This window comes from Cryobacterium sp. N19 (genome assembly GCF_002929595.1).
Taxonomy (GTDB): domain Bacteria; phylum Actinomycetota; class Actinomycetes; order Actinomycetales; family Microbacteriaceae; genus Cryobacterium; species Cryobacterium flavum.
The window spans coordinates 444,406-465,718 of record NZ_PJJR01000054.1 but is presented as its reverse complement, the minus strand read 5'-3'; the positions used below and the strand labels follow the sequence as shown (position 1 = coordinate 465,718).

General features: G+C 63.7%; 16 protein-coding genes and 1 pseudogene. 3 read left to right on the top strand and 14 right to left on the bottom strand.

Going from position 1 to position 21,313, the window contains the following annotated elements:
- Positions 1 to 441: 441 nt before the first annotated feature.
- Entirely contained in the window at positions 442 to 798 is a 357-nt protein-coding gene (locus CXY78_RS20225) for a hypothetical protein (protein ID WP_104090939.1), read from the bottom strand.
- A gap of 887 nt (positions 799 to 1,685) precedes the next feature.
- Here CXY78_RS20225 and CXY78_RS20215 point away from each other — a divergent pair.
- A pseudogene (locus CXY78_RS20215) lies at positions 1,686 to 2,941 on the top strand (IS256 family transposase).
- A 314-nt stretch (positions 2,942 to 3,255) separates the two neighbouring features.
- On the opposite strand, the gene CXY78_RS20210 reads toward CXY78_RS20215, so the two are convergent.
- From CXY78_RS20210 to CXY78_RS20185, 6 genes are all read right to left on the bottom strand, one after another.
- Positions 3,256 to 3,534 carry a cupin domain-containing protein gene (locus CXY78_RS20210; RefSeq protein ID WP_104090936.1) on the bottom strand — a complete coding sequence of 93 codons (279 nt, stop codon included), beginning with the start codon at positions 3,532 to 3,534 and terminating at the stop codon, positions 3,256 to 3,258.
- A 5-nt stretch (positions 3,535 to 3,539) separates the two neighbouring features.
- The gene (locus tag CXY78_RS20205) at positions 3,540 to 4,943 is read right to left on the bottom strand and encodes an NAD-dependent succinate-semialdehyde dehydrogenase (protein WP_104090934.1); all 1,404 of its coding nucleotides are present in this window, start codon (positions 4,941 to 4,943) and stop codon (positions 3,540 to 3,542) included.
- An 82-nt stretch (positions 4,944 to 5,025) separates the two neighbouring features.
- On the bottom strand, positions 5,026 to 6,282 hold the full coding sequence (locus tag CXY78_RS20200; protein ID WP_104090933.1) for a M20 family metallo-hydrolase: 1,257 nt from the start codon (positions 6,280 to 6,282) through the stop codon (positions 5,026 to 5,028).
- A gap of 18 nt (positions 6,283 to 6,300) precedes the next feature.
- Entirely contained in the window at positions 6,301 to 7,956 is a 1,656-nt protein-coding gene (locus CXY78_RS20195) for an amidohydrolase (protein WP_104090931.1), read from the bottom strand.
- Complete coding sequence (locus CXY78_RS20190; RefSeq protein ID WP_104090930.1) at positions 7,953 to 9,590, bottom strand: thiamine pyrophosphate-dependent enzyme; 1,638 nt, start codon at positions 9,588 to 9,590, stop codon at positions 7,953 to 7,955. The genes CXY78_RS20195 and CXY78_RS20190 overlap by 4 nt, the downstream gene beginning before the upstream one ends.
- A 34-nt stretch (positions 9,591 to 9,624) precedes the next feature.
- On the bottom strand, positions 9,625 to 10,956 hold the full coding sequence (locus CXY78_RS20185) for an MFS transporter (protein ID WP_104091044.1): 1,332 nt from the start codon (positions 10,954 to 10,956) through the stop codon (positions 9,625 to 9,627).
- A 234-nt stretch (positions 10,957 to 11,190) separates the two neighbouring features.
- On the opposite strand from CXY78_RS20185, the gene CXY78_RS20180 reads away from it, so the two are divergent.
- The gene (locus CXY78_RS20180; protein ID WP_233206257.1) at positions 11,191 to 12,315 is read left to right on the top strand and encodes a helix-turn-helix domain-containing protein; all 1,125 of its coding nucleotides are present in this window, start codon (positions 11,191 to 11,193) and stop codon (positions 12,313 to 12,315) included.
- 900 nt (positions 12,316 to 13,215) lie between these two features.
- Here the strand turns inward: CXY78_RS20180 and CXY78_RS20175 are convergent.
- The 3 genes from CXY78_RS20175 to tcuA all read right to left on the bottom strand — a co-directional run bounded on the left by CXY78_RS20175 (position 13,216) and on the right by tcuA (position 16,729).
- Positions 13,216 to 14,250, bottom strand: a complete 1,035-nt coding sequence (locus CXY78_RS20175; RefSeq protein WP_104090927.1) for a YhcG family protein — start codon at positions 14,248 to 14,250, stop codon at positions 13,216 to 13,218.
- A 205-nt stretch (positions 14,251 to 14,455) separates the two neighbouring features.
- Positions 14,456 to 15,130: a GntR family transcriptional regulator gene (locus CXY78_RS20170; protein ID WP_104090925.1), complete on the bottom strand. Its 675-nt coding sequence runs from the start codon at positions 15,128 to 15,130 to the stop codon at positions 14,456 to 14,458.
- A 90-nt stretch (positions 15,131 to 15,220) separates the two neighbouring features.
- Entirely contained in the window at positions 15,221 to 16,729 is a 1,509-nt protein-coding gene (tcuA, locus tag CXY78_RS20165) for an FAD-dependent tricarballylate dehydrogenase TcuA (protein ID WP_104090923.1), read from the bottom strand.
- Between the two features lie 89 nt (positions 16,730 to 16,818).
- Here tcuA and CXY78_RS20160 point away from each other — a divergent pair, with 89 nt between their 5' ends.
- On the top strand, positions 16,819 to 17,910 hold the full coding sequence (locus tag CXY78_RS20160; protein WP_104090922.1) for an isocitrate/isopropylmalate dehydrogenase family protein: 1,092 nt from the start codon (positions 16,819 to 16,821) through the stop codon (positions 17,908 to 17,910).
- Here CXY78_RS20160 and CXY78_RS20155 read toward each other — a convergent pair.
- From CXY78_RS20155 to CXY78_RS20140, 4 genes are read right to left on the bottom strand one after another with little or no spacing between them, the layout of a single operon-like run.
- Positions 17,907 to 18,446, bottom strand: a complete 540-nt coding sequence (locus tag CXY78_RS20155; RefSeq protein WP_233206256.1) for an AbrB family transcriptional regulator — start codon at positions 18,444 to 18,446, stop codon at positions 17,907 to 17,909. The two genes, CXY78_RS20160 and CXY78_RS20155, sit on opposite strands and share 4 nt — an antisense overlap.
- Positions 18,447 to 18,454: 8 nt before the next feature.
- On the bottom strand, positions 18,455 to 19,066 hold the full coding sequence (locus tag CXY78_RS20150) for an AbrB family transcriptional regulator (RefSeq protein ID WP_104090919.1): 612 nt from the start codon (positions 19,064 to 19,066) through the stop codon (positions 18,455 to 18,457).
- Positions 19,067 to 19,093: 27 nt separating this feature from the next.
- Positions 19,094 to 20,134, bottom strand: coding sequence for an NAD(P)-dependent oxidoreductase (locus tag CXY78_RS20145; protein WP_158253369.1), 1,041 nt, complete (start codon positions 20,132 to 20,134; stop codon positions 19,094 to 19,096).
- A gap of 40 nt (positions 20,135 to 20,174) precedes the next feature.
- On the bottom strand, positions 20,175 to 21,287 hold the full coding sequence (locus tag CXY78_RS20140; RefSeq protein WP_104090916.1) for a tripartite tricarboxylate transporter substrate binding protein: 1,113 nt from the start codon (positions 21,285 to 21,287) through the stop codon (positions 20,175 to 20,177).
- Positions 21,288 to 21,313: the final 26 nt, after the last annotated feature.

The window sequence follows — 21,313 nt, the reverse complement described above, 5'->3', positions numbered from 1 at the left end:
AGGTTTGTGTGTAGTGGGGTGGATTCCCTTTGCCAGACTCCGAAAGTGCCCCGTCTCGGGGTTCTGAGGCGGGGCGGCCTCAGAACGGGGCGGGGTCGTCCTCGGGCTCGATGACCAGCTCGGCGAAGTACGCGGCGGCGTGATCGATGCCGAGGACTCGCTCGACGATTTGAGCGCGCTTCTTGTCCGGTAGGCGGGCGAGGAGGTCGCGGTAGGCCGTCAGGATGAGGCGACGGTCGGCGGCTCCGCCCTCGCGCCGGTCGAGTCCCGCGACGTAGTCGAGAGCGGCAAGAAAGGCAGCCGCCGGAGTCCAGCCTCCGCGGGGGTGGATCGGCGACTAGGCGGGCAGTTCCTCACCACCGGATCGAAGGGTGAGGACGAGGCCGGGCGGCGGGCGGTGGTGCGAGGGATCATCGGGACGACCGCGCGCCGTGCCAGCGTTTACTCACCAACGCGGAGCCAGCCGCCGAGGCGGGCGACTGCCCTTTCGCGAGGCCGAGAGAGCGGAGTGCGGCGAGTGCCTGCACGCGGGCCACGTGCCTCCCCGATGAGGACGTGTGCGAAGGGCTGGCCGCGACTGCCGAGGATGACCAGGCCGTCGGCCGCGATGCGGGCGTCCATAGCGTCGGCGGAGGCGAGGAGCGCGGACGCTTCGTAGAGTGTCGCTTGGCTGGAGGCGTCGAGGTAGGGGTTTTTGGCGGTGATTTCGGCGAAAGTGGCGCGCGACGAAGCGCTCCAGGTTGTCGGGAGCCCGTCGTCGAGGTCGTCGAGAGGCGGAACGGGGTGAAGGCTGGGCATTTGGGCTCCTATGGCGGCGTTCGGGGGATTTTGGAAACCCCGGAGGTCATACGTAGCTGGGAACAGGCCCTATGCCGTGTCGGACTGGCTTGGGTCGGGGGATGGGGAGGGCCCCAGGGTAGGAGCGGGGTCGCCAACCGCTACGCTCGCGTTATGTACTTCGCAACACCTGACCTGGAGCAAACGGCAGTAAGCCCAGATCCAACTCTGACCTTCTGGCTAGCCGTTGTCGCCCTTTTCCTCTCAGTCGTATCGTCTGTGGCCGCCGTGATTGCGGTCCGGCAGACGTGGCTCTACCACCCGCGGCCGCACTGGCAAGAGAAGTTCACGCGATACGACTACGGCACCGCGTTCGAACGTCGCCCCGGCGTAAGGTTCGATATTGACCAGCTCGGGCCGGGCGACGCTAACGCTGTCGAATTTAGGGTGAAGTCGCCGGGCCGAGGCTGGGTAGAGATGGACGGGCTGGGGGTGCACATGAAAGCTGTGTCGCATTCCACTATCGCGATCAGTCTCGTGACCGGCGATGCCTCGAGCACGTTTGACGAAGCAGCGGGACATTACGTTGGCGCGTCTGGGGACGCTGTCAGGGGTACCTACGTCTTTCAAGTCCGGTGGAGGCAATCGCCACGTACCTCGAAACTTAGGACCAAGAGCTTTCGCTATCGCACCCAGTAACGGAAGACCGCGTCAGCCGAATCCGAGACGAGTCCCTTGCCAGCCCCTCGCGGACCGGCTATTTCGTAGCGATTCTGATTTGCGTCGGGTCACGTCCCCCTGAGTGGTGTAATTCCCAGGGTTTGATCGTTGGATTAACAACGTAAAGAGCCACCGTGCGATGGTCAGTGAGTACCGATCAAAGAACTCACAGAAAGACACATCACACGATGGCTTTAGACCAGTCTGCCTTGCTTGCGCTCCTCGCAGAGCTCAAACTCACCAACGTCACCGATCGAATCCGAGCAGTTACCGAAACGCTCTACCAAGAACTCATCGACGCCGAGGCCACCGCGCACATCGGCGCCGGCCGTTTTGAACGCTCCGATGACCGCACCAACCAGCGCAATGGGACCCGCCCGCGCGTCTTGACGACCACGGCCGGGGACCTGAATCTGAAGATCCCCAAGCTACGCCAGGGCTCCTTCTTCCCGGCACTCCTTGAGCGGCGCCGGCGCGTGGACCAAGCCCTGTTCGCTGTCGTGATGGAGGCTTACCTCCACGGCGTCTCGACCCGCAAAGTCGACGACCTGGTCAAAGCCCTGGGCGCGGACACCGGCATCTCCAAGTCCGAAGTATCCCGGATTTGCGCGGATCTCGACGGGGAAGTCGCCACATTCCGTGGCCGTGACCTCGGCGTTACCGGCTACCCCTACGTCTTCCTTGACGCCACGTATTGCAAGGCCCGCGTCAACCACCGCGTCATCTCGCAAGCGATGGTCGTCGCCATCGGCGTGGCCGCCGATGGCCGCCGCGAGGTCCTCGGTTTCGACGTCGGCGACAGCGAGAATGAGATCTTCTGGACCGAGTTCCTGCGGTCTTTGAAAGCCCGTGGACTGGACGGTGTCAAGCTCGTCATCTCCGACGCTCACTCGGGGTTGAAGAAAGCCATTAGCACCGTTTTTCAGGGTGCCGCGTGGCAACGCTGCAGGGTCCACTTCATGAGAAATGTTCTCTCCATTGTCCCGCGCGCCAGTCAAGATATGGTCGCCGCTGTCATCCGCACCATCTTCGCCCAGCCCGACGCGACGCACGTTCAGGCCCAGTTCGACGAGGTCACCCGCATGCTCGAACGCTCTCACGCAAAAGTCGCCACGATGCTCCACGACGCGCGCGCCGACATCCTCGCATTCTGCGGATTCCCGCCCAAACACTGGCGACAGGTGTGGTCCACAAACCCACTCGAATAAATAAGGAAATCAAGCGCAGGACCGATGTCGTCGGTGTGTTTCCCAACCCGGCCGCCCTGCTCCGCCTCGCAGGCGCCGTCCTGGTCGAGCAACACGACGAGTGGGAGGCAGGCGCCCGCCGCTACCTCTCCGAAGACTCCATGCGCCAGCTGGCCGCCTTCAACGCGGCCCTCACCCTCCCCGACGCCAGCGCCCTGACGGGGGTAATTCCCGTTCCCGAGCTCATTGCTGCATAATCAAATCAGCTGACCCGCACGGTGACGATGAATTACACCACCCGGCGGGACGTGACCCCAGAGACTCGAACCAGGAACAGATGAAGCGAGCCGGGCTGCCTGGGTGGGCTGATGCCCACCCGCAGGTCCCACGTGATTTCGCGGAACTTGATGAGTGTGGCTTGCCAATTACCCGGTGCTGCTACGGGTTGTTCCTGGCACCTTGAGAAGGTTCATGGCACTCAAAGTGGCACTCGCACCTCGATCTGGCGTTTCAGGATGATGTGATGGCGGTACAAGACCACATGCAATGTCAAGCTCAGTAGCTGCGGCGGTTAGGCAAGTTTTTCAACCTCGACGAATTCGATACGGCGCGTGCCACGATTCTGCACGGTGTGTTCGGCACCGGAGGGGCGAGTGTAACTTTGGCCGTTGTGAAGTTCAGCGACGATTTCTGAACCATCTGCGTTGATGACGTGCATTGTTTCAGTAACGAGAGGCACGACCGCGTACTCAAACTCGTGAACGTGCATAGGAATAGCATCCCCGGGTTCAATCGTCCACTTGGTCACGCGGAAGATGCCGTTGTCGATTTGCCTCTCTTCGGTAGCCATCGCCGTCACCGGACCGAAGGCGTCATGGCCGGTCGCGATGGAGCGACGCGTATCAGCTTGGTATTCACGAATTCTTCCATACCGTACTTGCCCAGCTCCCGGCCGATTCCCGATCGCTTAACGCCGCCAAAGGGCAACTCCGCTGACGTGCCCGAGGCCGCGTTCACCGTCACCATCCCCACGTGAAGACGGTCCGCGATGCGTTCGGCACGGATCAAATCCGTGGATTGGATCGCCGCGCCGAGCCCATAAGCCGACGCGTTGGCCATCTCAACGGCTTCGTCTTCTGACGCGACTCTGTGCACAACGGCGACCGGACCGAAAAGCTCCTCCGAATACGCCCGCATCGCCGGTGTCACCCCCGTGAGGATAGTGGGCTGGAACCACGCACCGGGCAGATCCAGCCTGGCACCACCAACAACTACAGTGGCACCCTTGCTGATGGCATCCTCGACCTGTTCGGCAAGCCCATCCACCGCTGCGACCGACGACATCGGACCCATGAAGGTCTCGGGGAGCCCGGGGTCACCCACGCTGATGGCAGAAACGGCGGCGGTAAACTGCGCGAGGAATTCCTCGTAAACGGCCTCGACCACTATGAAGCGTTTGGCTGCGTTGCACGCCTGGCCGGCGTTTCCGAAGCGACCGAGCACGGCCTGTTCGGCCGCGTGCCTGACATCGGCGGACTCGAGCACCAGAAACGCGTCGGATCCCCCCAGCTCGAGAACGACCTTCTTGAGGTTTCTCCCCGCGATTTCGGCCACGGCAGCGCCGGCGCGCTCGGACCCGGTCAAGGAGACGCCCTGAACGCGGGGGTCCGCGATCATCATGGCGGCCTGCTCATTGGTGGCGAAAACATTCACATATGTGCCGTGCAGCGCGCCGGCATCCCGAAAGATCTGCTCCATGGCCAAGGCAGACTCCGGGCATTGAGGCGCATGCTTAAGGACAATGGTGTTGCCGTTCATGATGTTGGGCGCGGCAAAACGAGCGACCTGGTAGTACGGATAGTTCCACGGCATGATTCCGAGGATCGGGCCGAGACCCTCCTTCCGGACCACGGCCGATCCACCGCCAGCGATGTCCAGAGCCTCATCCTGCAGGAACCCCGGACCCTTGTCCGCGTAGTAGTTGTAGATCGACGCTACGAGGTCAACTTCGAGTCGAGCCTGCGAGATCGGCTTGCCCATTTCGCGCGTGATGGCGGCGGCGAGTGCGTCGCGTCGTTCCGCGTACAGCTCGGCCACACGCCGCAGCAAGCTCACCCGATCAGCCACGGCCGAGAACCGCCAATTCTCAAACGCTGTGGCAGCCGAGTCCATCGCGGCCTCGATCTCATCTCCCGTCGCCACGGGGTATTCCTGGACTGACTCCCCCGTTGCGGGGTCGGTTATGGCGTACACGGTCACGATGTCCTCCTGGGCGGCGTCGTACTCTGATTGCTGGATATCTCGAGCCAGATGAAGGCGAAGCCCGCATCTGGCAAGTAGGTCAGGGGTGGACCAGCTCGCCGGTGACGAGCCGTCCAGCGAGGTCGGTGAGCAGATCGACCCCGGCGAGCATGTCCGTGTCGGAAGTCAACTCATGCTCGTTGTGCGAAATTCCTTCGACGCTGGGCACGAAAAGCATGATGGTCGGAACGATGTCCTTCATATTTGTCGAGTCGTGACCGGCGCGGGTGCGAACGGTGCCGTAGGGCAGGCCCAGTTTCTCGGCGCTGGCCGCGGCCAGCAGCAGTCCCGCGGCGTCGTACTCTTTCGCCGCCCAGATGTGCTCGGCACCGCGTTCAATTCGCACTGCGGCCCACCGTGCAATCTCGGCGACCCTGCGGTGCAGCTCGGCGTCGGCAGCGGCCAACACCGTGGGGTCGGTGCTGCGCACGTCCACGAGCAGATTGACGCGGTTGGCCACGACAACCGGCGAGTTCGGAAACACGGTGAACTCTCCGCAGGAGGTGATCACCATGTGGTCATCCGTGGTGAACTGGTTGGCGATTTCGCGCGCCGCGACGACGAGCGAAGAAGCGCCGAGTAGTGCGTCGGAGCGGTCGGCGATCACGGTGGCTCCCGTGTGCGCCTGCTCTCCGTGCACCACAAACTCATACTTATTGGCACCCCACGTGGATTCGACCAGGCCGATACTGAGACCGCCGTCTTCCAGTGAGCGTCCCTGTTCGATGTGGATTTCAAGATACGCGGCGACTTCGAGGCTGAAGTCCCCAATCGTTCCAATCGCCTCGAGCGCCTCGCGTACCGTCACACCGTGTGGATCCTGCGTGGCCAATACTCGCGCAACGGGCAATTTGCCGGTGAACACCGAGCTGCCCATCATCGACGGTTTGAAGCGGCAACCCTCCTCGTTGAACCAGTTGACGATGACAATGTTGTAGAGCGGAATCCCGCCCTGATCGCCCAAGGCCTCGCGCAATCGCATCGCGGCGTGCGCTCCCGCGAGCACACCGTAAGCACCGTCGAAGCGGCCGCCGAGCGGTTGCGAATCCAGATGCGAACCTATGGCGATGTATGGGGCGTCGGGGACCAATTCGACGAGCGTGAATTGGTTACCGACCTGGTCATACCGCACCTTGAAACCATGACCCTCGACAAGCCCGCGAAACCAATTTCTGGTCTGGCCGTCGGCCGCCGTGGCAGCCTGCCGGTCGACGCCGCCCCCCGCGGTGGCCCCGAAGGTGCTCATGGAATGAAAATCAGCCAGGAATGCGCGTTGCTGCTCAGTGCTCGTTTTCATGGAGGTGCTCCGATCGGGTTAGTGGGCGGTGGTGCGGGAGTCGAAGCTGAAATGACCGTCAACAACGGTCGCAATAACGTCGAGCGTGCCGATGTCGTCGGCGGCCAGTGGGGAGCCGGAGAGCACCACGAAATCGGCGAGTTTTCCGCGGGCGAGGGTTCCCCGGCTGTCGATCGTGCCAGTGGCGATGGCCGCCCACTCGGTGTAGCTCCGGAGTGCCTCTTCCGGGGTCAGCCCCTCGCCGGGCCCGCCCAGGACGAGCCCGTTCTCCGTTTTTCGATCGACGGATGATTGCAGGGCGCGACGCACGTTATTATCGGCGACCGGCAGGTCTGAACTGCCGGCCAGGATGGCCCCCGCATCGACGAGGGTCCGGCCTCGGTACAGCCACCCCTCGCGTTCGACCCCCACGAGCTCCGCGAACTGGTCACCCAACGGGCCGATGAACCCCGCCTGGGGCGTTACGGCGATGCCCGCCCGGGCGATGAGGTCGACCTGGTCCGGACGCGAGATCCCGAAGTGCTCAATCCGGTTCGGCAGCGCGTTTGGGCCGAACCGGTCCTGGCAGTCGATGATGATCTCCGCGGCAAGGTCGATGGCCGCGTCTCCGATGGCATGCAATGCAATCGGCCAGCCCGCCCGGTAGACGTCGGTAACACGTTCGCGGTAGGACTGCGGGTCATCGAGAAGATAGCCGCTGTTGTGCGGGTGCCCGCAATAATCTTCCGTGACCGCGGCGGTCGCACCCAGAAGCGACCCGTCCATGAAAACCTTGACCGGGCCGAGCGAGAGCCAGTCGTTGCCGAAACCTGCACCGATACCCAGGTCGATACCCCGTCCGTGGCCGGTGTCGTGCATATCCCTCGCGTGGGCGCTGAGCGGACGCAAGGCGTCGAGGGTCGGCATCAGCTGAGCTCGGGCGTGGAGACGATTGTCCCGAAGGGCCTGCTGGTAGGCCTGAACCTCGATGGGACTGTGTCCGATCCACCCCCCACCGATGCCGGCCTCGGTGAAACTGGTGATGCCTTGCTCTGCGTACCGCGTGGTTGCATCGTCGAGCGCCCGCACGATCTGCGGAACCGAGTACGGCAGCAACAGGTTTTGGATCAGGGACTGGGCGGATTCCTCGATCACTCCGGTCGGGTAGCCCTCGGCGTCGCGCAGCACGGCGCCTCCGGCCGGATTGGAGAAGCCGGGTTCGAAGACGCCGGCCAGCCGCAACGTTGCTGAGTTGGTGATTGAGAGATGTCCCGACACGTGGCGCAGATACAGCGGTCGGTCACCAGTTAGTTCGTCGAGCCGCCGTATGTCCGGAAACTGACCGTCGTGATGTTTGTGATTAAAGCCGGTGCCCTTGACCCACGCACCTGGTTCGGCGGAGAGCCGCACAGTTTCACGCTCGAGGAGATCATAGAGGCTGTCCAGACCACGAGCGTCGTGCAGGTCGACGGCGGACAGGCCGAGCCCCCACCATGTGGTGTGACAGTGTGCGTCGATGAATCCCGGAACGATGGTCGCACCGGTGAAGTCCTCGATGCTGTAGGCCGTGCACCCCTGAACTTCCTCATCGAAGCCGACGACGCGGCCGTCGAGGATTCCCATGGTGTGGGCGGTGGGGCGCTGCCGATCCAAGGTCAGGATGTTCGCTCCCCGAATGATCCGGTCGAGTTTCACGATTGTGCCACCGGTTTCGTGTTGCCCGCAGGCGGGGGCATGGTTTCCGGGTCTGTCCGCACGTGCAGCAGCGCCGGGAGCCCACTGGCCAGCGCGCTCGCCAGGGCGGATTCGAAGTCTTCGGTGCGTTCCACGAGCTCGCCGTACCCGCCGAAGGATCGCATCCACGCGGCGAAATCGGGATTTGTCATTGACGTTCCCGAAGCTCGACCCGGATAGTGCGCTCGCTGATGTTGCACAATCGTCCCGTATATTCCGTTGTCCACGACGACCACGAGCGGGGTGCTGCCCTGGGCGAATGCGACGGAGACTTCCTGCGCGTTCATAAAGAAGTCCCCGTCGCCGCAGATTGCGACCGCCTGCCGGTCAGGAAAGATGAGGGACGCGGCAACGGCCGAGGGCACGGCCAGCCCCATGGCGCCGTTGCGCGGGGCCACCAGGGAATGCGCCTGGGTGTGGGAAAGATAGCGGTGGCCCCAAATTGTGGCGTTCCCGGCACCGTATGTGACGACACGTTCGCGGGGCAGCAACCGTTCCAGGACCTCGAATGCAACACCAAGGTCAACCCCGGTTCCACCGTCTGGATGAGGCGTTGCGAAGCGTTGCTGATCTGTGTTCAGCTCCGTCATCCAGTCGACAGTTCGGGCGCCGCGGGCGGATTCGGGTGTCGGCAGTACGGCGACGAAGGCGCCCGGGGTACTGAGCACATGCTGGTCGATACGACCGGCATGCATGGTGGCGGAAGGATCGGGAAGCACCAACAGCGTGGGTTGCGCAAACCCGCGAGTGAACCCGTCGCTGAGCACATCGGAACGGCCGCAACCGAGAAACAGGAGGAGGTCCGCGTCGTCCAGTCGAGCCGCGAGCGTATCCGCACGTCCGTAGCCCAGCCAACCCGCGTACGCGGCGGAATGTGGAACAACGTCGTAGGCCCGCCAATCAGTTGCCACGGGGATCCCAGCAGTCGCGGCCCACTCCATCAATGTCCGGCCGGTCGCGTCATCCCAGCCGTCACCACCGGCGACGATGAGGGGGCGCTGCGCAGCAGCCAGCTGCTCGGCAACCATCGTGATCTCTGCCGGGGATGGCGTGGCACCGGCGACCGGTCGAACCGGGGCTCGGGCCACCTCGACCTGCCGAACCAGGACGTCCTCGGGCAGTCCGATGACAACCGGACCGGGACGCCCTGATGCAGCCAAATGCATGGCCTCGGCGACCAGCTCACCCGCACGGTCCGGGTCATCCAGCACGAAAACGCGTTTGGCGGTGGTGCCGAACCAGCCGGTCAGGCTGAACTCCTGGAAGGAATCACGCTCCCGGTCCGCCACGGGAATCAGGCCCACAAACAGCACAAGCGCTGTCGCATCCTGCCAGGCCGTGTGCACCGCGATCATGGCGTTTGCCGCTCCCGGACCGCGGGTCACCATCACCACGCCCGGTGTGCCCGTCAGCCTTCCCTCGGTGAGCGCCATGAATCCGGCGCCGCCCTCGTGACGGCACACCACGGTCTCGATGGGCGAATCGTGAAGTCCGTCGAGGACGTCGAGGTAGCTCTCTCCGGGTACCGCGTAGACGCGGCGCACACGGTGGGCTTCGAGTTGGGCGACGATGAGGTGGCCGGCTGACTGTGACATGGGAGGAACTTTCCGGTGGGACTGTTTACGGTGGTTAGTGCTTGAACCCTGGCAGGTCCACACTCAGGCGCGGGGCGATGTGTCCGGCGAAGGCCGTGAACAAGGAAAGAAAGACCAGCATGGCTGCCGCAGGCCACCACTGGTTGCCAGCGGAGGCGACCAGTGCCGTGGCGAGCAACGGAACGAAGCCACTGATCATGCCAGCGGTGTTCTGGGCGAAACCAACACCGGTGTACCGCGTGCGCGCCGGGAACAGGCCGGTGAGCACCGTGCCGGAGGCCGCGTAGGGAAAGGACAGCGTGGCGACGGCGAGGGTCATTCCGATGACAACGAGTACGGGATTTCCGCTGACGATCAGCAGGAAAGCCGGAAACGCTACTATGGCCGACACGATACCGCCGACGAAGATGACCCGGCTGGCGCCGAACCGTTCCCCGAGGCGTCCTCCGATGATGAGCACCGGCATCTCCACGACGGCCGCGATCATGCCGCCGAGCAGCATCAGCCGAGCACTGTATCCTAATGTGTTCACGCCGAACCAGACGACGAACGCCGTCACCAGGTAGAAGCCGCCGACGCCCAGCATGCCTGCAGCCATGCCGACAATGATCTGCTTCCAATGGTGCACGAGGGTGGTCCGAATGGGTGCCTTCTCGGTCTCGCCCTTCTCGACGAGCTCGGTGAAGACCGGGGACTCTTCCAGACGGCTTCGGATGTAGAGCGCGAGCAGAAGCATCGGAAAAGCAGCCAGGAACGGAATACGCCAGCCGAAGGAGGTGAAGTTCTCTTGGGAGAAGAAGAAGGTCATGAGGAAGAATCCACCGGACGAGAGGATCGTGCCGATCGGTGAACCGATCTGCGGAATTGCGGCGTAGCGGGCCCGTCGGTGCAGCGGCGCGTTCTCAACGACTAAGGTCATGGCGCCGGACCATTCGCCGCCCACGAAGAGGCCCTGCATGACGCGGAGCAGCACGAGCAGGATCGGTGCTGCGACGCCGATGGCTGCGTACGTGGGGAGCAGCCCGATCATCCCGGTAATCACTCCGATGCCCGCGATGGTAATCATCAGGGTCTTGCGGCGGCCGATCCTGTCGCCCATTGCGCCGAAGAACATCCCGCCGATCGGACGGGCCACGAGCCCGACTCCGAAGGTGGCAAATGCTGCCAGCGCTGAGGCCGTTGCATTCTCGCTGTAGAAATACTGCACGTTGAAGACCAGCGCAGCGGCAGCGCTGAACAGGAAGAAGTCGTACCACTCCATGGCGGTGCCGATGAGGGCCCCGATCGCGACTTTCGTGGCTTCCTTGTCGGTTATCTGTCGCGTCGCGCCAGCCTCCACATTTGTAACTTCGCTTGCTATGGTCATCAGCATCTCCACGGTGAGGGGCGAAGGGCGCCTCGCTTCACGGTGAAGATCCGCGGCGGCCCTAAGGGAATACATAGAAGTCTCTCAGGGGGTCCCCCTCGCACGATGAACGAAATGAAACGATTTCCGGCGTCGGATCTGTGCAAAAGCACATAAAATGACGAAATGAGCTCCCGCTACGACCCACAAAATGTTGAATCAGTCACTGACGATGCGCAACGCTGGAGTGCGCTCTTGGCTCAGTTGTCAGTCGAGGACCTCACCGACCGCTTCCTCGACCGTGTTCTTCGCGTGCCGGGGTACGACACCCTGCCAATTCCCGGTAGCGAGATCCGCCGCACAGGTGCAGCGTCTTTCGACGCTTTGATACGTGGACTGCAGCAGGCAGACGAGGGAACCGACGGCAGCAGCGCACGGGCAGAACGATTGGCCATCGCCACCGATGTCGGCGTCTCCCGGGCCCGCGCGGGAATTCCAATCGAGACCTTGATGACTGCGATCCGCCTGGACTTCTCGGTCCTCTGGGGCGAGCTGATTTGCATCGCCGATGACACCGATGCCCCACTTCTGGTGCGCCACGCCAGTCGAGTGTGGGACATCGTTGATTCCTATGCCGGTCAGACTCAATCGACCTACACGGCGGAACTGCAACGCATGCACAACGAAGCATCCTCGGTGCGACAGGGGTATGTCGCTGCGCTCTTCGGGGAGTTGAGTCCCGCCGCCGAGACGCTCAGCCATATCGCCAGCGAACTGAGGATCGCGGAGACTGCTCCGCTGTGCGTTGCGATGGCCATCGGGGAAGAGATGGCGGGATTGCGTGTCGTCGTCGCTTCGGCCGCTCATCGCGATGAAGAGATCTTCACTCACCACCTCGGTGACGGGCTTGTGGCATTCTGGCCGTGCGACGATCGGCCGGGGTCGGCTCTTCAGGCGGCAACGTCACAGATCAGCCATCTTCGTCTGGGGCTCGTGGAATTCGTGCAGGGCATCGCGAAGCTCCCTGACGCCGCGCACCTCGCCCGAGACCTCGCCAATCTGTTGACTCCCCAGGACTCAGGGGCACTCACGATGACCATCGCCTGGGCGCGCCTAGCTCGGGTGCGGCTCGGTGCATGGGGATCGGCGATCACTGCCGATCTTGATGTTGGGCTGTCACGCTGTGGCGTTGCAGAAAGGGCCCGACTTATCGAGGCGGTACGCGCCTACCTCGCGACGGGAAGCATCGCCGCTTCTTCGGACGCGCTGTTCTGTCACCGAAACACCCTGATGAATCGCCTTCGCCGGTTTGCCGATGTCACCGGAATCGATGTCACGGTGCCACAACATGCGGCCCGGCTCGTGGTCGCTTGGGCGTAACTTGGGTTGATTCCGCGGAAGCCCACGGGCTACTGCTGGGGTAGCTGGACTCGAACCAAGAACAAATGATAGGCGTCGGGGTGGTGGTGCGCACCTGCACATGGGGCAGACTTCCGCGGAATTCCGCGGTTCTCATGGAGTTTAGTGTACGCGCTGTACGGTGAGATACGGCCTGAATCTGGTCAGATTTTGGGGTTTATGGTGCGTTTCTGGTCACGGCAATACCAATACGCGACCGGGCGTGACTCGCCGTCTGGCTCGGCTGAAACATCGAACACGCTCCCATCCGATGCCCGGGACTTGAACCCGGGACCGACGGTTTGCGCCGATTCTTTTTTGGACTGTTATTCCAGAGGTGGACGCCTCGACTGATCTCGATCTGACCGGGAGTTCCTTGATATGTCGGCCTCCATTCTATCGAAACACCTCGACTTATCTCGGCCTGTCTTGACGGAATAAACGTCCAATACCCGGCCACGCATCAAATGATTGCCATGCTGTGACTCTGAAACCATGCTGCCTCACGGTCTTCCCATTGGCAAGGGGGTCGAGCCGATAGGTCTAAAAGGGTCCGTTCCCAGTCTCCGACTGGGCATAGCTGCCGAGCTCGCAGTGGATGGCGATACCTCGGCCGACCTCGGCTGTTCTGTACGCCATATACGTAGATGGGCGTACGTACATCAAATCCCTTGCGCCCGGTTCACGGGGCGAACGTGGTGCGGGACTTGGGTGTGTACGAGTAGGCCTCGACAGGGAAGGGAAACCGGCCCTCGGAGCGACAGGGTGCATTGCGCAGTCCGGATAGTCCAGTTCCATGAGCCACAACTTCTCTCGTCCCACAACCTCGACGCGACATGGCGAGCTTTCAACCGGAGGGTCCTTCGGTGTGCAAAATGGGGGTTACGTGTGCTCCGGCGCATGGTCGTCAAGTTCGCGAGCAAACGCGCGGGTCAGGGCGTCCTCTGGGGGAAGCGCGGCTTGCTCAGCGGGCGAGAGATCGTAGCGGGAGACAGCAATCGGCTGGGTGGTGCCGGCGAGTGCATACCTGACGACGGCCTCGTTCTTGTCGGCAACCAGCAGCATCCCAACGGTCGGCTGGTGCTGTGGCCCGCGCAGGCGGTCCTCAACGAGGGCGACATAGAAGCCGAGCTGGCCGGCGTCCCGCGGCTCAAACTTGGTCGTCTTGAGCTCGATAACCACGTACCGAAGCTGATCGACGTGGAAGAAAAGCAGATCAATATAGAAGTCGTCCCCATCGACATCGAAGTGGACCTGACGACCCACGAACGCAAACCCTGGGCCGAGTTCACGGAGGGTGTCGATGATGCGCTCGACGAGACGGTCCTCCAGCTGTCGTTCGACGGCGTCCCCGTCGATGGCCAGGAACTCAAGCGTGAAGGGATCCTTGGTGATCTGCTGTGCGAGCTCCGAGTCGGCGCGCTCGAGCGCGTGCGGAAAGTTGGAAGGCGCTGCCCCCTCACGAAGGTGCAGGCGGGTCTTGATCTGGTGTGCCAGTACGGGGCGACTCCAGCCCTGCGCAATGTCCTTATCGCTGTACCAGTCGCGCAGCTCGGCGTCATCAAGTTTCTCGATCAGTTCAATGACGTGGCCCCACGGCAATTGGCCAACGGGTCGTTGACCAATTGAATCCTCGTCCGGCCACGCCTCAGCGAACCTCCGCATGTACTTGAGGTTGGCTGGCGAGAATCCCTTCGCGGCGGGAAACTCTGCACGCAAATCCACGGACAGCCGAGAGAGAACTTTGCTGCCCCACGGGGCCGTTTTCTGTCGGTCGATGATCGTCGCTCCGATCTGCCAGTAAAGCCTCAGCAGTTCGGTGTTGACTCGGCGCTGCGCGATGTAGCGCGCCTCATGCACGAGCCGTTTGATGCTCTCGAGCGTGGCGGCGTAATCGGTGGGAACGAGAGAACTCATCCCCCAACGCTAACGGAGTCCGCCTGAACCACTGAAAACCATGAAATGCGCTTCAGATGAGCTGGTATGCGTACCCTATGATTCCCTTGCTGCCCTCAGCCGAAGGGTACGCAGCTCGAACGAGCGCGGACATTTCTGCGCTCACGGTCAGATCACATTGGTCCGAATGGTTAGGGGCAGTCTGACCAGAGTCGCTGGGTCGTGTTCAGTCTTGGCCGTCCAGGGCCGCGTCGCGAATGAGCTTGAGGCGCAGAGTGCGGGCCGTCTCCATGTGACCGCGTGCGATCCTGCGAGCGTCGTCGACGCGGCGATCAGCGATCGCTTCGACCAGGGCGGTGTGCTCATCGAGCGCTTCGGGCCAGCGACCCGCTACCGACAGCGTGGAATGCGGGGAGTGGATGAGGTGCGTCGACAGGCGCTCCAGCAGATCCTCCAGCACGGCGTTGTGAGTTGCAGCCCAAACGGCCGCGTGAAAAGCCAGGTTCGACTTCGTGCGCAGCTGGTCGTCGGGGTCCACTAGCGAGCGATCACGCTCTACGAGTGCCTCTAAAACGATGACATCGGCGGAGCTGCGGGCGAGGGCGGCCTGCCCGGCTACCTCCTCTTCAAGCATCACGCGCAGGTCGTAGATCTGGATGACCTCCTGCGGGTGAACGCGCGGCACCTGGAGGCCCCGAGCACCGCGCTCCAGGAGCCTCTCGTGCTGCAGCCGGGTCAGCGCTTCGCGCACCGGGGTGCGGGATACCCCGAACCGTGATGCGACGACCGTCTCGCGCATCGCCGTGCCGGGCGAGTGCAGCCCCTCGAGAATTTCGGCGCGCAACACGCGAAAGATTTCGTCGCCGTCGACGCGTCGGCCGTCGTCTGCGGGCTGTGGCATGGTGATTCTCCTGGCTTTCGACGAGAGACCGCGGCCGCACCCAGGGCTGGCACGCGCAACGCGGTCTCTCCCACTCTATGTCGCGGCCTTTTAGGCCAGCGCACCGGCCCGACGGCCGAAGACCATGCCGGCGGCCAGCCCGGAGCCTCCGGGATAGTTTTCGCTGAACAACCCTCCGAGCATTTCTCCGCAGACGTACAGGCCCGGCACATGCTGGCCGGCGCTGTCGAGCACACGGCCGTGGGTGTCAGACTTCAGCCCACCAAATGTGAAGGTGATTCCGCAGGTCACCGCGAAAGCGTAAAACGGGCCCTGTTCCAAGGGCGCTGCCCAGTTGCTCTTGGGCGGCGTCACGCTCGCACGGCGGCCGTCCTTGATAGTGGGGTCCCAGATTACGCTCTCGTCGATCGACGCGTTGAAGACGAGCACCGTTTCGACGAGGGACTCCGCGTCGACGCCGATCAGCTCGGCGAGTTCTTCGAGCGTGTCGGCTTTCTGCACCGAGATGCCGGGCATGTCATACTCCTCGGCCCGAAGGAGGGCCCGGTGCTCGGCATCAAAAATCTGGTAGGCGATCGACCCGGGCTGCTGCAGGATCTCCTTGCCGTACTTGGCATAGGTGTAGTTGCGGTAGTCCGCTCCCTCGTCCAGAAAGCGTTCGCCGTTGCGATTGACGATGATGCCGAGGGGATACCCGCCTCGCGTCAGCCGGTTGGTCAACTCCCGGTTACTTTCGTTCTGGTCGGTGAAGGCGTCCCACTGCACGCTGTGGCAGGTGCTCCAGTCCCCGCCCGGAACGGCACCCAGGCCGAGGGCCGCTTCGAGCAGGACGCCGTCGTTGTACGGCGTGCCCCGCACCTTGGCGTGTTCCCACCCCGGTCCGAGGTACTTGCCCCGAAGCTCCGCGTTCGTTTCGAATCCGCCGGCGGCGAGCACAACGGATGCGCCGGTGATCTCGCCGACTCCGGCATCACCTGCGCGATACGTCACCCCGGTGACCGTGCCGTTCGATGACAGCAGACCGGTTACGGTGACGCCGTACCGCACGTCAACCCCGAGCCTCGCCGCCACCTCAGCGTGGTCGGCCATTAGTCCCTCGCCGCCGCCGACATTGCCTACGTGCAGGCCGCCCCAGAACAGGAAGGATCCGTCGGGCCGCTCATACGCCTGGCGTTCGTACATGAGGCGGTATTTCAACCCGAGCTCACTCAACCAGCGCAACGTATCACCGCTCTCCTCGGTGAGCACGCGGGTCAGCTCTGGATCGTTCTTGCCGTTCGTCACCTTCACGAGGTCTGCCGTATATTCCTCGGCCGAATAGGCCGGCACCTCCGTGTGCGCGTGCCGGGAGTCCGCTTCGATGAAGTCGGCGATGTCGTCGAACCCGCTGTGGCTGATGCGCGTGGCACCGGCCGTATAGAAGCTGTTTCCCCCCGACATGTCGGCGCTGCCGCGCTCCAGGAGAAGAACGCTTCGGCCGCGAAGCGCGGCCGCGTGGGCTGCGGAGAATCCGGCGTTTCCCCCGCCAACGACGATGACGTCGACGTGGGAGGGAAGGGGCTGAGCGGGCGCGGTGTCGTGAGCTGTTGACGTGGTCATGTGACTCCCATAGGTTGTATGTGTCCCACTGTATACAGTCGAATACATACAGGGCAAGTCTCCATCACCCCACCGACAACGGAGCCGCCATGATCCCCCACGACACCCTTCCAGCGAACCCTCTGGCCATCACCGTCATCCCCGGCGACGGTATCGGCCCCGAACTTATCCACAGCGCCGTCGAGGTGATGCTCGGTGCGGCGGCGCTGCTCGACATGCCCCTGGCTTTCACCGAAGAATCCGCCGGTGCCGGCACCTTCGAACGTACCGGCTCCGCGTTGCTGCCCGGCGCCTTAGACCGGCTGCGGGCCGCCGATGGCGTACTCAAGGGCCCGGTAGGGCTACCAGGAGTACGCAACGCCGACGGCACCGAGGCCGGCTTGCTCGGCGGCCTGCTTCGCCTCGGCCTGGACACCTTCGCCAATGTGCGACCGATCCGGCTGCGCGCCGGAGTCACCTCGGTGACGAGATTTGAGCCCGGCTCGATCGATTACGTGATCGTGCGAGAGAACACCGAGGGGCTCTATCTATCCCGGGGCGCGGGCGTACGCAATCATCATGCCGCCGTAGACCAGCTCATGATCACTCGGGTGGGCACCGAGCGCATCGTTCGTTTCGCCTTCGAGACAGCACGGCAGCGACAGGGTGCTCCCGCCGATGGCCTGCGACGTGTGACCTGTGTCGACAAGAGCAACGTGCTGCGAAGTTTTGCCCTCTTTCGCGAGGTCTTCGACGAGGTCGCAGAGGACTACCCCGACATCATCGCTGATCACATGTATGCGGATGCGGCCGGTCACGCCCTCGTGATGCAGCCCGGCCGCTTCGATGTGCTCGTCATGGAGAACTTTCTCGGAGATATTTTGAGTGACGTGGGCGCCGCCACGGTCGGGGGGCTCGGTATGTGCCCGTCGGGCAACATCGGCACCGACACCTCCTACTTCGAACCCATCCACGGCAGCGCCCCGCTCATCGCCGGAAAAGACCTCGCCAATCCGACATCGCAGATCCTGAGCGCAGCCATGCTGCTCCGCAGCTGCGGCCGCGACGCCTGCGCGCGCGTGATCGAAGGCGCGGTCGATCGAGCTTTCGGCGAGGGCGCCCTGTCTGTGCTTGCCGGAGGCTCACCGGCTGGCGGCACCGCGGCCGCGACAGCCGCCATCGTGCAACGTCTGCGCGATTAGACGACCGGGCCCCCGGCAGGACCGGGGTCCCCGGACTGTCGGCGGCGCCAACGACTCGCCCAGCGGATGAGCAACGGCAGGGTCCACAGGCTGATCAGCAGTCGCACAACGTGGATGCCGGCAATCAGCGCGCTGTCCGCGCCAACCCCCGATGCCGCAGAGACCATCTCACCCACTCCCCCGGGGATCAGACCGAGGAACGCCTCGGGCGCATCGAGAAAACCGAGCGCGCTCAGGATCACGGCAAAGCTCAGGCCGGCACCCACGAGCGACAGCACGACGACGAGCACGGGTACGAGCATGCGACGCACCTGCCTCATGAAACCGGGCAGCACTGTGGATCCGACCGCCGTACCCACGAGGACCTGGGCCACGAAACTCAATTGGCTGGGCATGCCGGTGGAGCTTTGCAGAGCAATATTTGCGACCGCCGAGCCCACCAGGGCGCCGGTGATCGGCCACATGGGCAGGCGCAGTAGGTAGCCACCGATCGCACCGAGACCGCCGCTCGCCAACAGAACGATCAGGTGCAGCATGCCGACGCTCACCATGTGCGCAGCGCCAGAATCACAAGCGGCAACACCACGAGCACCACGAGCAGGACCCGGAAGAGGTGGAACGCCAGCACGACATGCATCACCGCTCCCTGGCGCTGCGCAGCCACGGCCAGTTCACTAATGCCGCCCGGCGCGGCGGCCATCACAGCGGTCACCGGATCGACCCCGTGCCGCACAAACAGGTACCGAGCTAGGGCCATGGTGAGCCCGAGCAGTACGATGACGGCGAGGACCAGTGGAACTAGCGAGGCGGCCAACAGACCCAGTGTTTCAGCATCGAGCCGAGCCCCTGCCATCACCCCGAGTAGGACCTGTCCGACGATACGAACGATGGCCGGCAGCCGCCGGCTGCTGACCGCTGGTTCTGTCGGGGCCCCTGCCTGCACCTCCGTCGATGGGGGCGCCGACCGACGGCGCGAAATGTCGGTCAACTTGTTCACCGACATGCTGCCGAGAACCGCGCCAATCAAGGCGCCGGCCGGCAGGTGAACAAGAGTAAGCAGGACGGCGCCTCCGAACCCGCCCGCCAGCAGCACGAGCGCGTCCACAAGCCCGCGAGCAGCCGGCGACGCTCCCGGCGTTCGGGCTCGTGCTGTCATGGCGCCTCTGAACCGCGGCGGTCCTCCCTATTCACTGAGCCCGCCGAACCGCGAGCCCCGCGGGTTGACCTGCCGATCAAGCAGTTGGCCGCGTGACAGGCTGCCGGACCGATAGGCCTCCAGCTGCCCCGCGGCGGTATCGGCGAACTCTGTCAGGACTTCCTCCACGGTCCAGCCGATGTGAGGGGTAAGCACAACATTGGTGAGTGAGCGCAGGGGCGAGGAGGCCGGAAGCGGCTCCACGGCGAAGACGTCGAGCCCGGCAGCCGAGATCGGGCCCGATTGCAGCACCTTCGCCAGAGCTTCCTCGTCGATGATCGCGCCGCGAGCCGTGTTGATCAGCACGGAGCCCGGCTTCATGCTGCGCAGTCGCTCTTCGCTGAGCAGCCCCTTCGATTCCTCGCTGAGCTTGAGGTGCACGGTGACCACGTCACTCACGGAGAGTAGCTCGTCTAACAACAGCCGCTCGGGCCCAACGGTCTCCGCCACGCTCGCACCCCCACGGTCCCACGCCACCACCCGCATTCCGTAGGCCTCGCCAATGCGAGCCACATTGCCGCCATGCCGCCCCAGCCCGAGGATTCCGAGGGTGCGGCCGCTGAGGTTGCGCCCCAGAAACGGTGGCCACTCCCCCGCCACGACCGAGTGGTGCGCGGCAGGAATCATGCGCATCGCCGCAACCGCGAGGGCGAAAGTCAGCTCCGGCACCGCAGCTTGGGCACCAAGTCCGCCACGGCCGAGGGCCACCGGCAGCCCCCGCTGTGCGGCGTATTCGGCGTCAAGGTGGTACGCGTGGCCCCCTGATTGCAGCAGCAACTCGAGTGAGGGCAGCGTGGCGAGGGTCACCGCGTCGAACCGGGTACGTTCCCTCACAGCCATGATCACACTCACCCGCTCCCGCTCGGCCGTTGTGAGTTCGTCGAGCGATCCGGAGAGCACGCGTACGTCGGCGAGCACGCGCATCCGTTCGACACCGGGCGACCGGGAGAGCAAGCCCTCCCGGTCGTCGAGCACTACGAGCGACGGCACGATTGAGTTCGAGGTCGATGTGACCGGGGTGCCATTCATGCCTGTCTCCCTGCCTTGCTGTGTTATGGACAAGCGTGCGTTAGAGCCGCACGTCATAATCCTCGGCGAGCATATCCAGGGTGTACTGGCGCACCGTCGTGGGGATATTGAAGGCCTCGGCCAGGGATTCGGCGGCCACATCTCCGGGCAGCAGCGGGTAGCCGCCGAGGATGTCCTCGCTCACAGCGAGAAATTCGTCGTCTGCGGCAATGGCCCGGGCTGCGGCCCGGTAGGCGTCGACGACAGTGTCGGGAGTTCCTTCATTGGCCCAGATGCCCTTTTGGTACACATACCCGGGCACGAGGAATGCTTTGTAAGCGTCGTAGGCGTCACCGGAGGGCTGCTCACCATTCAGGATTTCATAGGCTTCCTCGAGCGTCGGCAGATCCGGTAGCGCCGGGTCGCGCACGATCTCACCGTCTTCGAGCACACCAAAGGAGAACAGCGGCACGGCTGTTCCCGCGTCGACGCTCGGCTGCACCTGGGTGAGATAGGCCGATGTCGTCTGGTAATCCAGTGTGGTCTCGCCGCGCTCTAGGGCGAGCCGGGCCGGACCCCGGCCTTCGAACCCGAACGTGGCGTCGATGTCGATGTCGAGCACGTCCAGCGCCTGCAACATGGTGAGGTCGAGGCCGGTGGCGCTGATGCCACCGTAGACCAGTGTCTCGTCGTGGTTCGCGAGATCGTCCAGACCCGTGATGCCAGTCTCCGCCGAAACGTAGACCACACCGCCCGTGCCGTTCAACATGAGTGGCTGCATTTTGGTGAAGTCAAACTGCACCTCCGGCTGCCCAAGAAGGGCCTGGATGTACGTCGTGCCCGAGGTTACGAGAACCGATGTTCCGTCCGTGCCCCCGCGGTTTACAAAGCGGTTGGATCCCGTGATCGACTCGCCACCAGGTACGTTTTCCACGAGGACGGTGGGAGCGCCCTCCATGTTGGCCGAGAGGTATGGCGCGATGAATCGGGCCCACGTATCCGTTCCTCCGCCGGGTGCGTAGGGAACCGACAATGAGATGGCGTCGGGCATCCCCACATCTGCGCTGCTGGCGCCCTGACTTGGAGTTGCGCAGGCGGCCAGCGCAAGGATCGACAGCGATACGATGGCGGCGAGAGCGGTGCGCTTCGCGCGAGGGGTGGTTCTGGATGTCATGGCGTCATTGCCTTCATGTGAGTCGT

What these genes read in the sequence shown, in the direction of transcription:
- CXY78_RS20225 (WP_104090939.1), bottom strand. Translation starts at nt 798, where the DNA reads ATGCCCAGCCTTCACCCCGTTCCGCCTCTCGACGACCTCGACGACGGG.
- CXY78_RS20210 (WP_104090936.1), bottom strand. Translation starts at nt 3,534, where the DNA reads ATGGCTACCGAAGAGAGGCAAATCGACAACGGCATCTTCCGCGTGACC.
- CXY78_RS20200 (WP_104090933.1), bottom strand. Translation starts at nt 6,282, where the DNA reads ATGAAAACGAGCACTGAGCAGCAACGCGCATTCCTGGCTGATTTTCAT.
- CXY78_RS20190 (WP_104090930.1), bottom strand. Translation starts at nt 9,590, where the DNA reads ATGTCACAGTCAGCCGGCCACCTCATCGTCGCCCAACTCGAAGCCCAC.
- CXY78_RS20185 (WP_104091044.1), bottom strand. Translation starts at nt 10,956, where the DNA reads ATGACCATAGCAAGCGAAGTTACAAATGTGGAGGCTGGCGCGACGCGA.
- CXY78_RS20175 (WP_104090927.1), bottom strand. Translation starts at nt 14,250, where the DNA reads ATGAGTTCTCTCGTTCCCACCGATTACGCCGCCACGCTCGAGAGCATC.
- CXY78_RS20170 (WP_104090925.1), bottom strand. Translation starts at nt 15,130, where the DNA reads ATGCCACAGCCCGCAGACGACGGCCGACGCGTCGACGGCGACGAAATC.
- tcuA (WP_104090923.1), bottom strand. Translation starts at nt 16,729, where the DNA reads ATGACCACGTCAACAGCTCACGACACCGCGCCCGCTCAGCCCCTTCCC.
- CXY78_RS20160 (WP_104090922.1), top strand. Translation starts at nt 16,819, where the DNA reads ATGATCCCCCACGACACCCTTCCAGCGAACCCTCTGGCCATCACCGTC.
- CXY78_RS20155 (WP_233206256.1), bottom strand. Translation starts at nt 18,446, where the DNA reads ATGCTGCACCTGATCGTTCTGTTGGCGAGCGGCGGTCTCGGTGCGATC.
- CXY78_RS20150 (WP_104090919.1), bottom strand. Translation starts at nt 19,066, where the DNA reads ATGACAGCACGAGCCCGAACGCCGGGAGCGTCGCCGGCTGCTCGCGGG.
- CXY78_RS20145 (WP_158253369.1), bottom strand. Translation starts at nt 20,134, where the DNA reads ATGAATGGCACCCCGGTCACATCGACCTCGAACTCAATCGTGCCGTCG.
- CXY78_RS20140 (WP_104090916.1), bottom strand. Translation starts at nt 21,287, where the DNA reads ATGACATCCAGAACCACCCCTCGCGCGAAGCGCACCGCTCTCGCCGCC.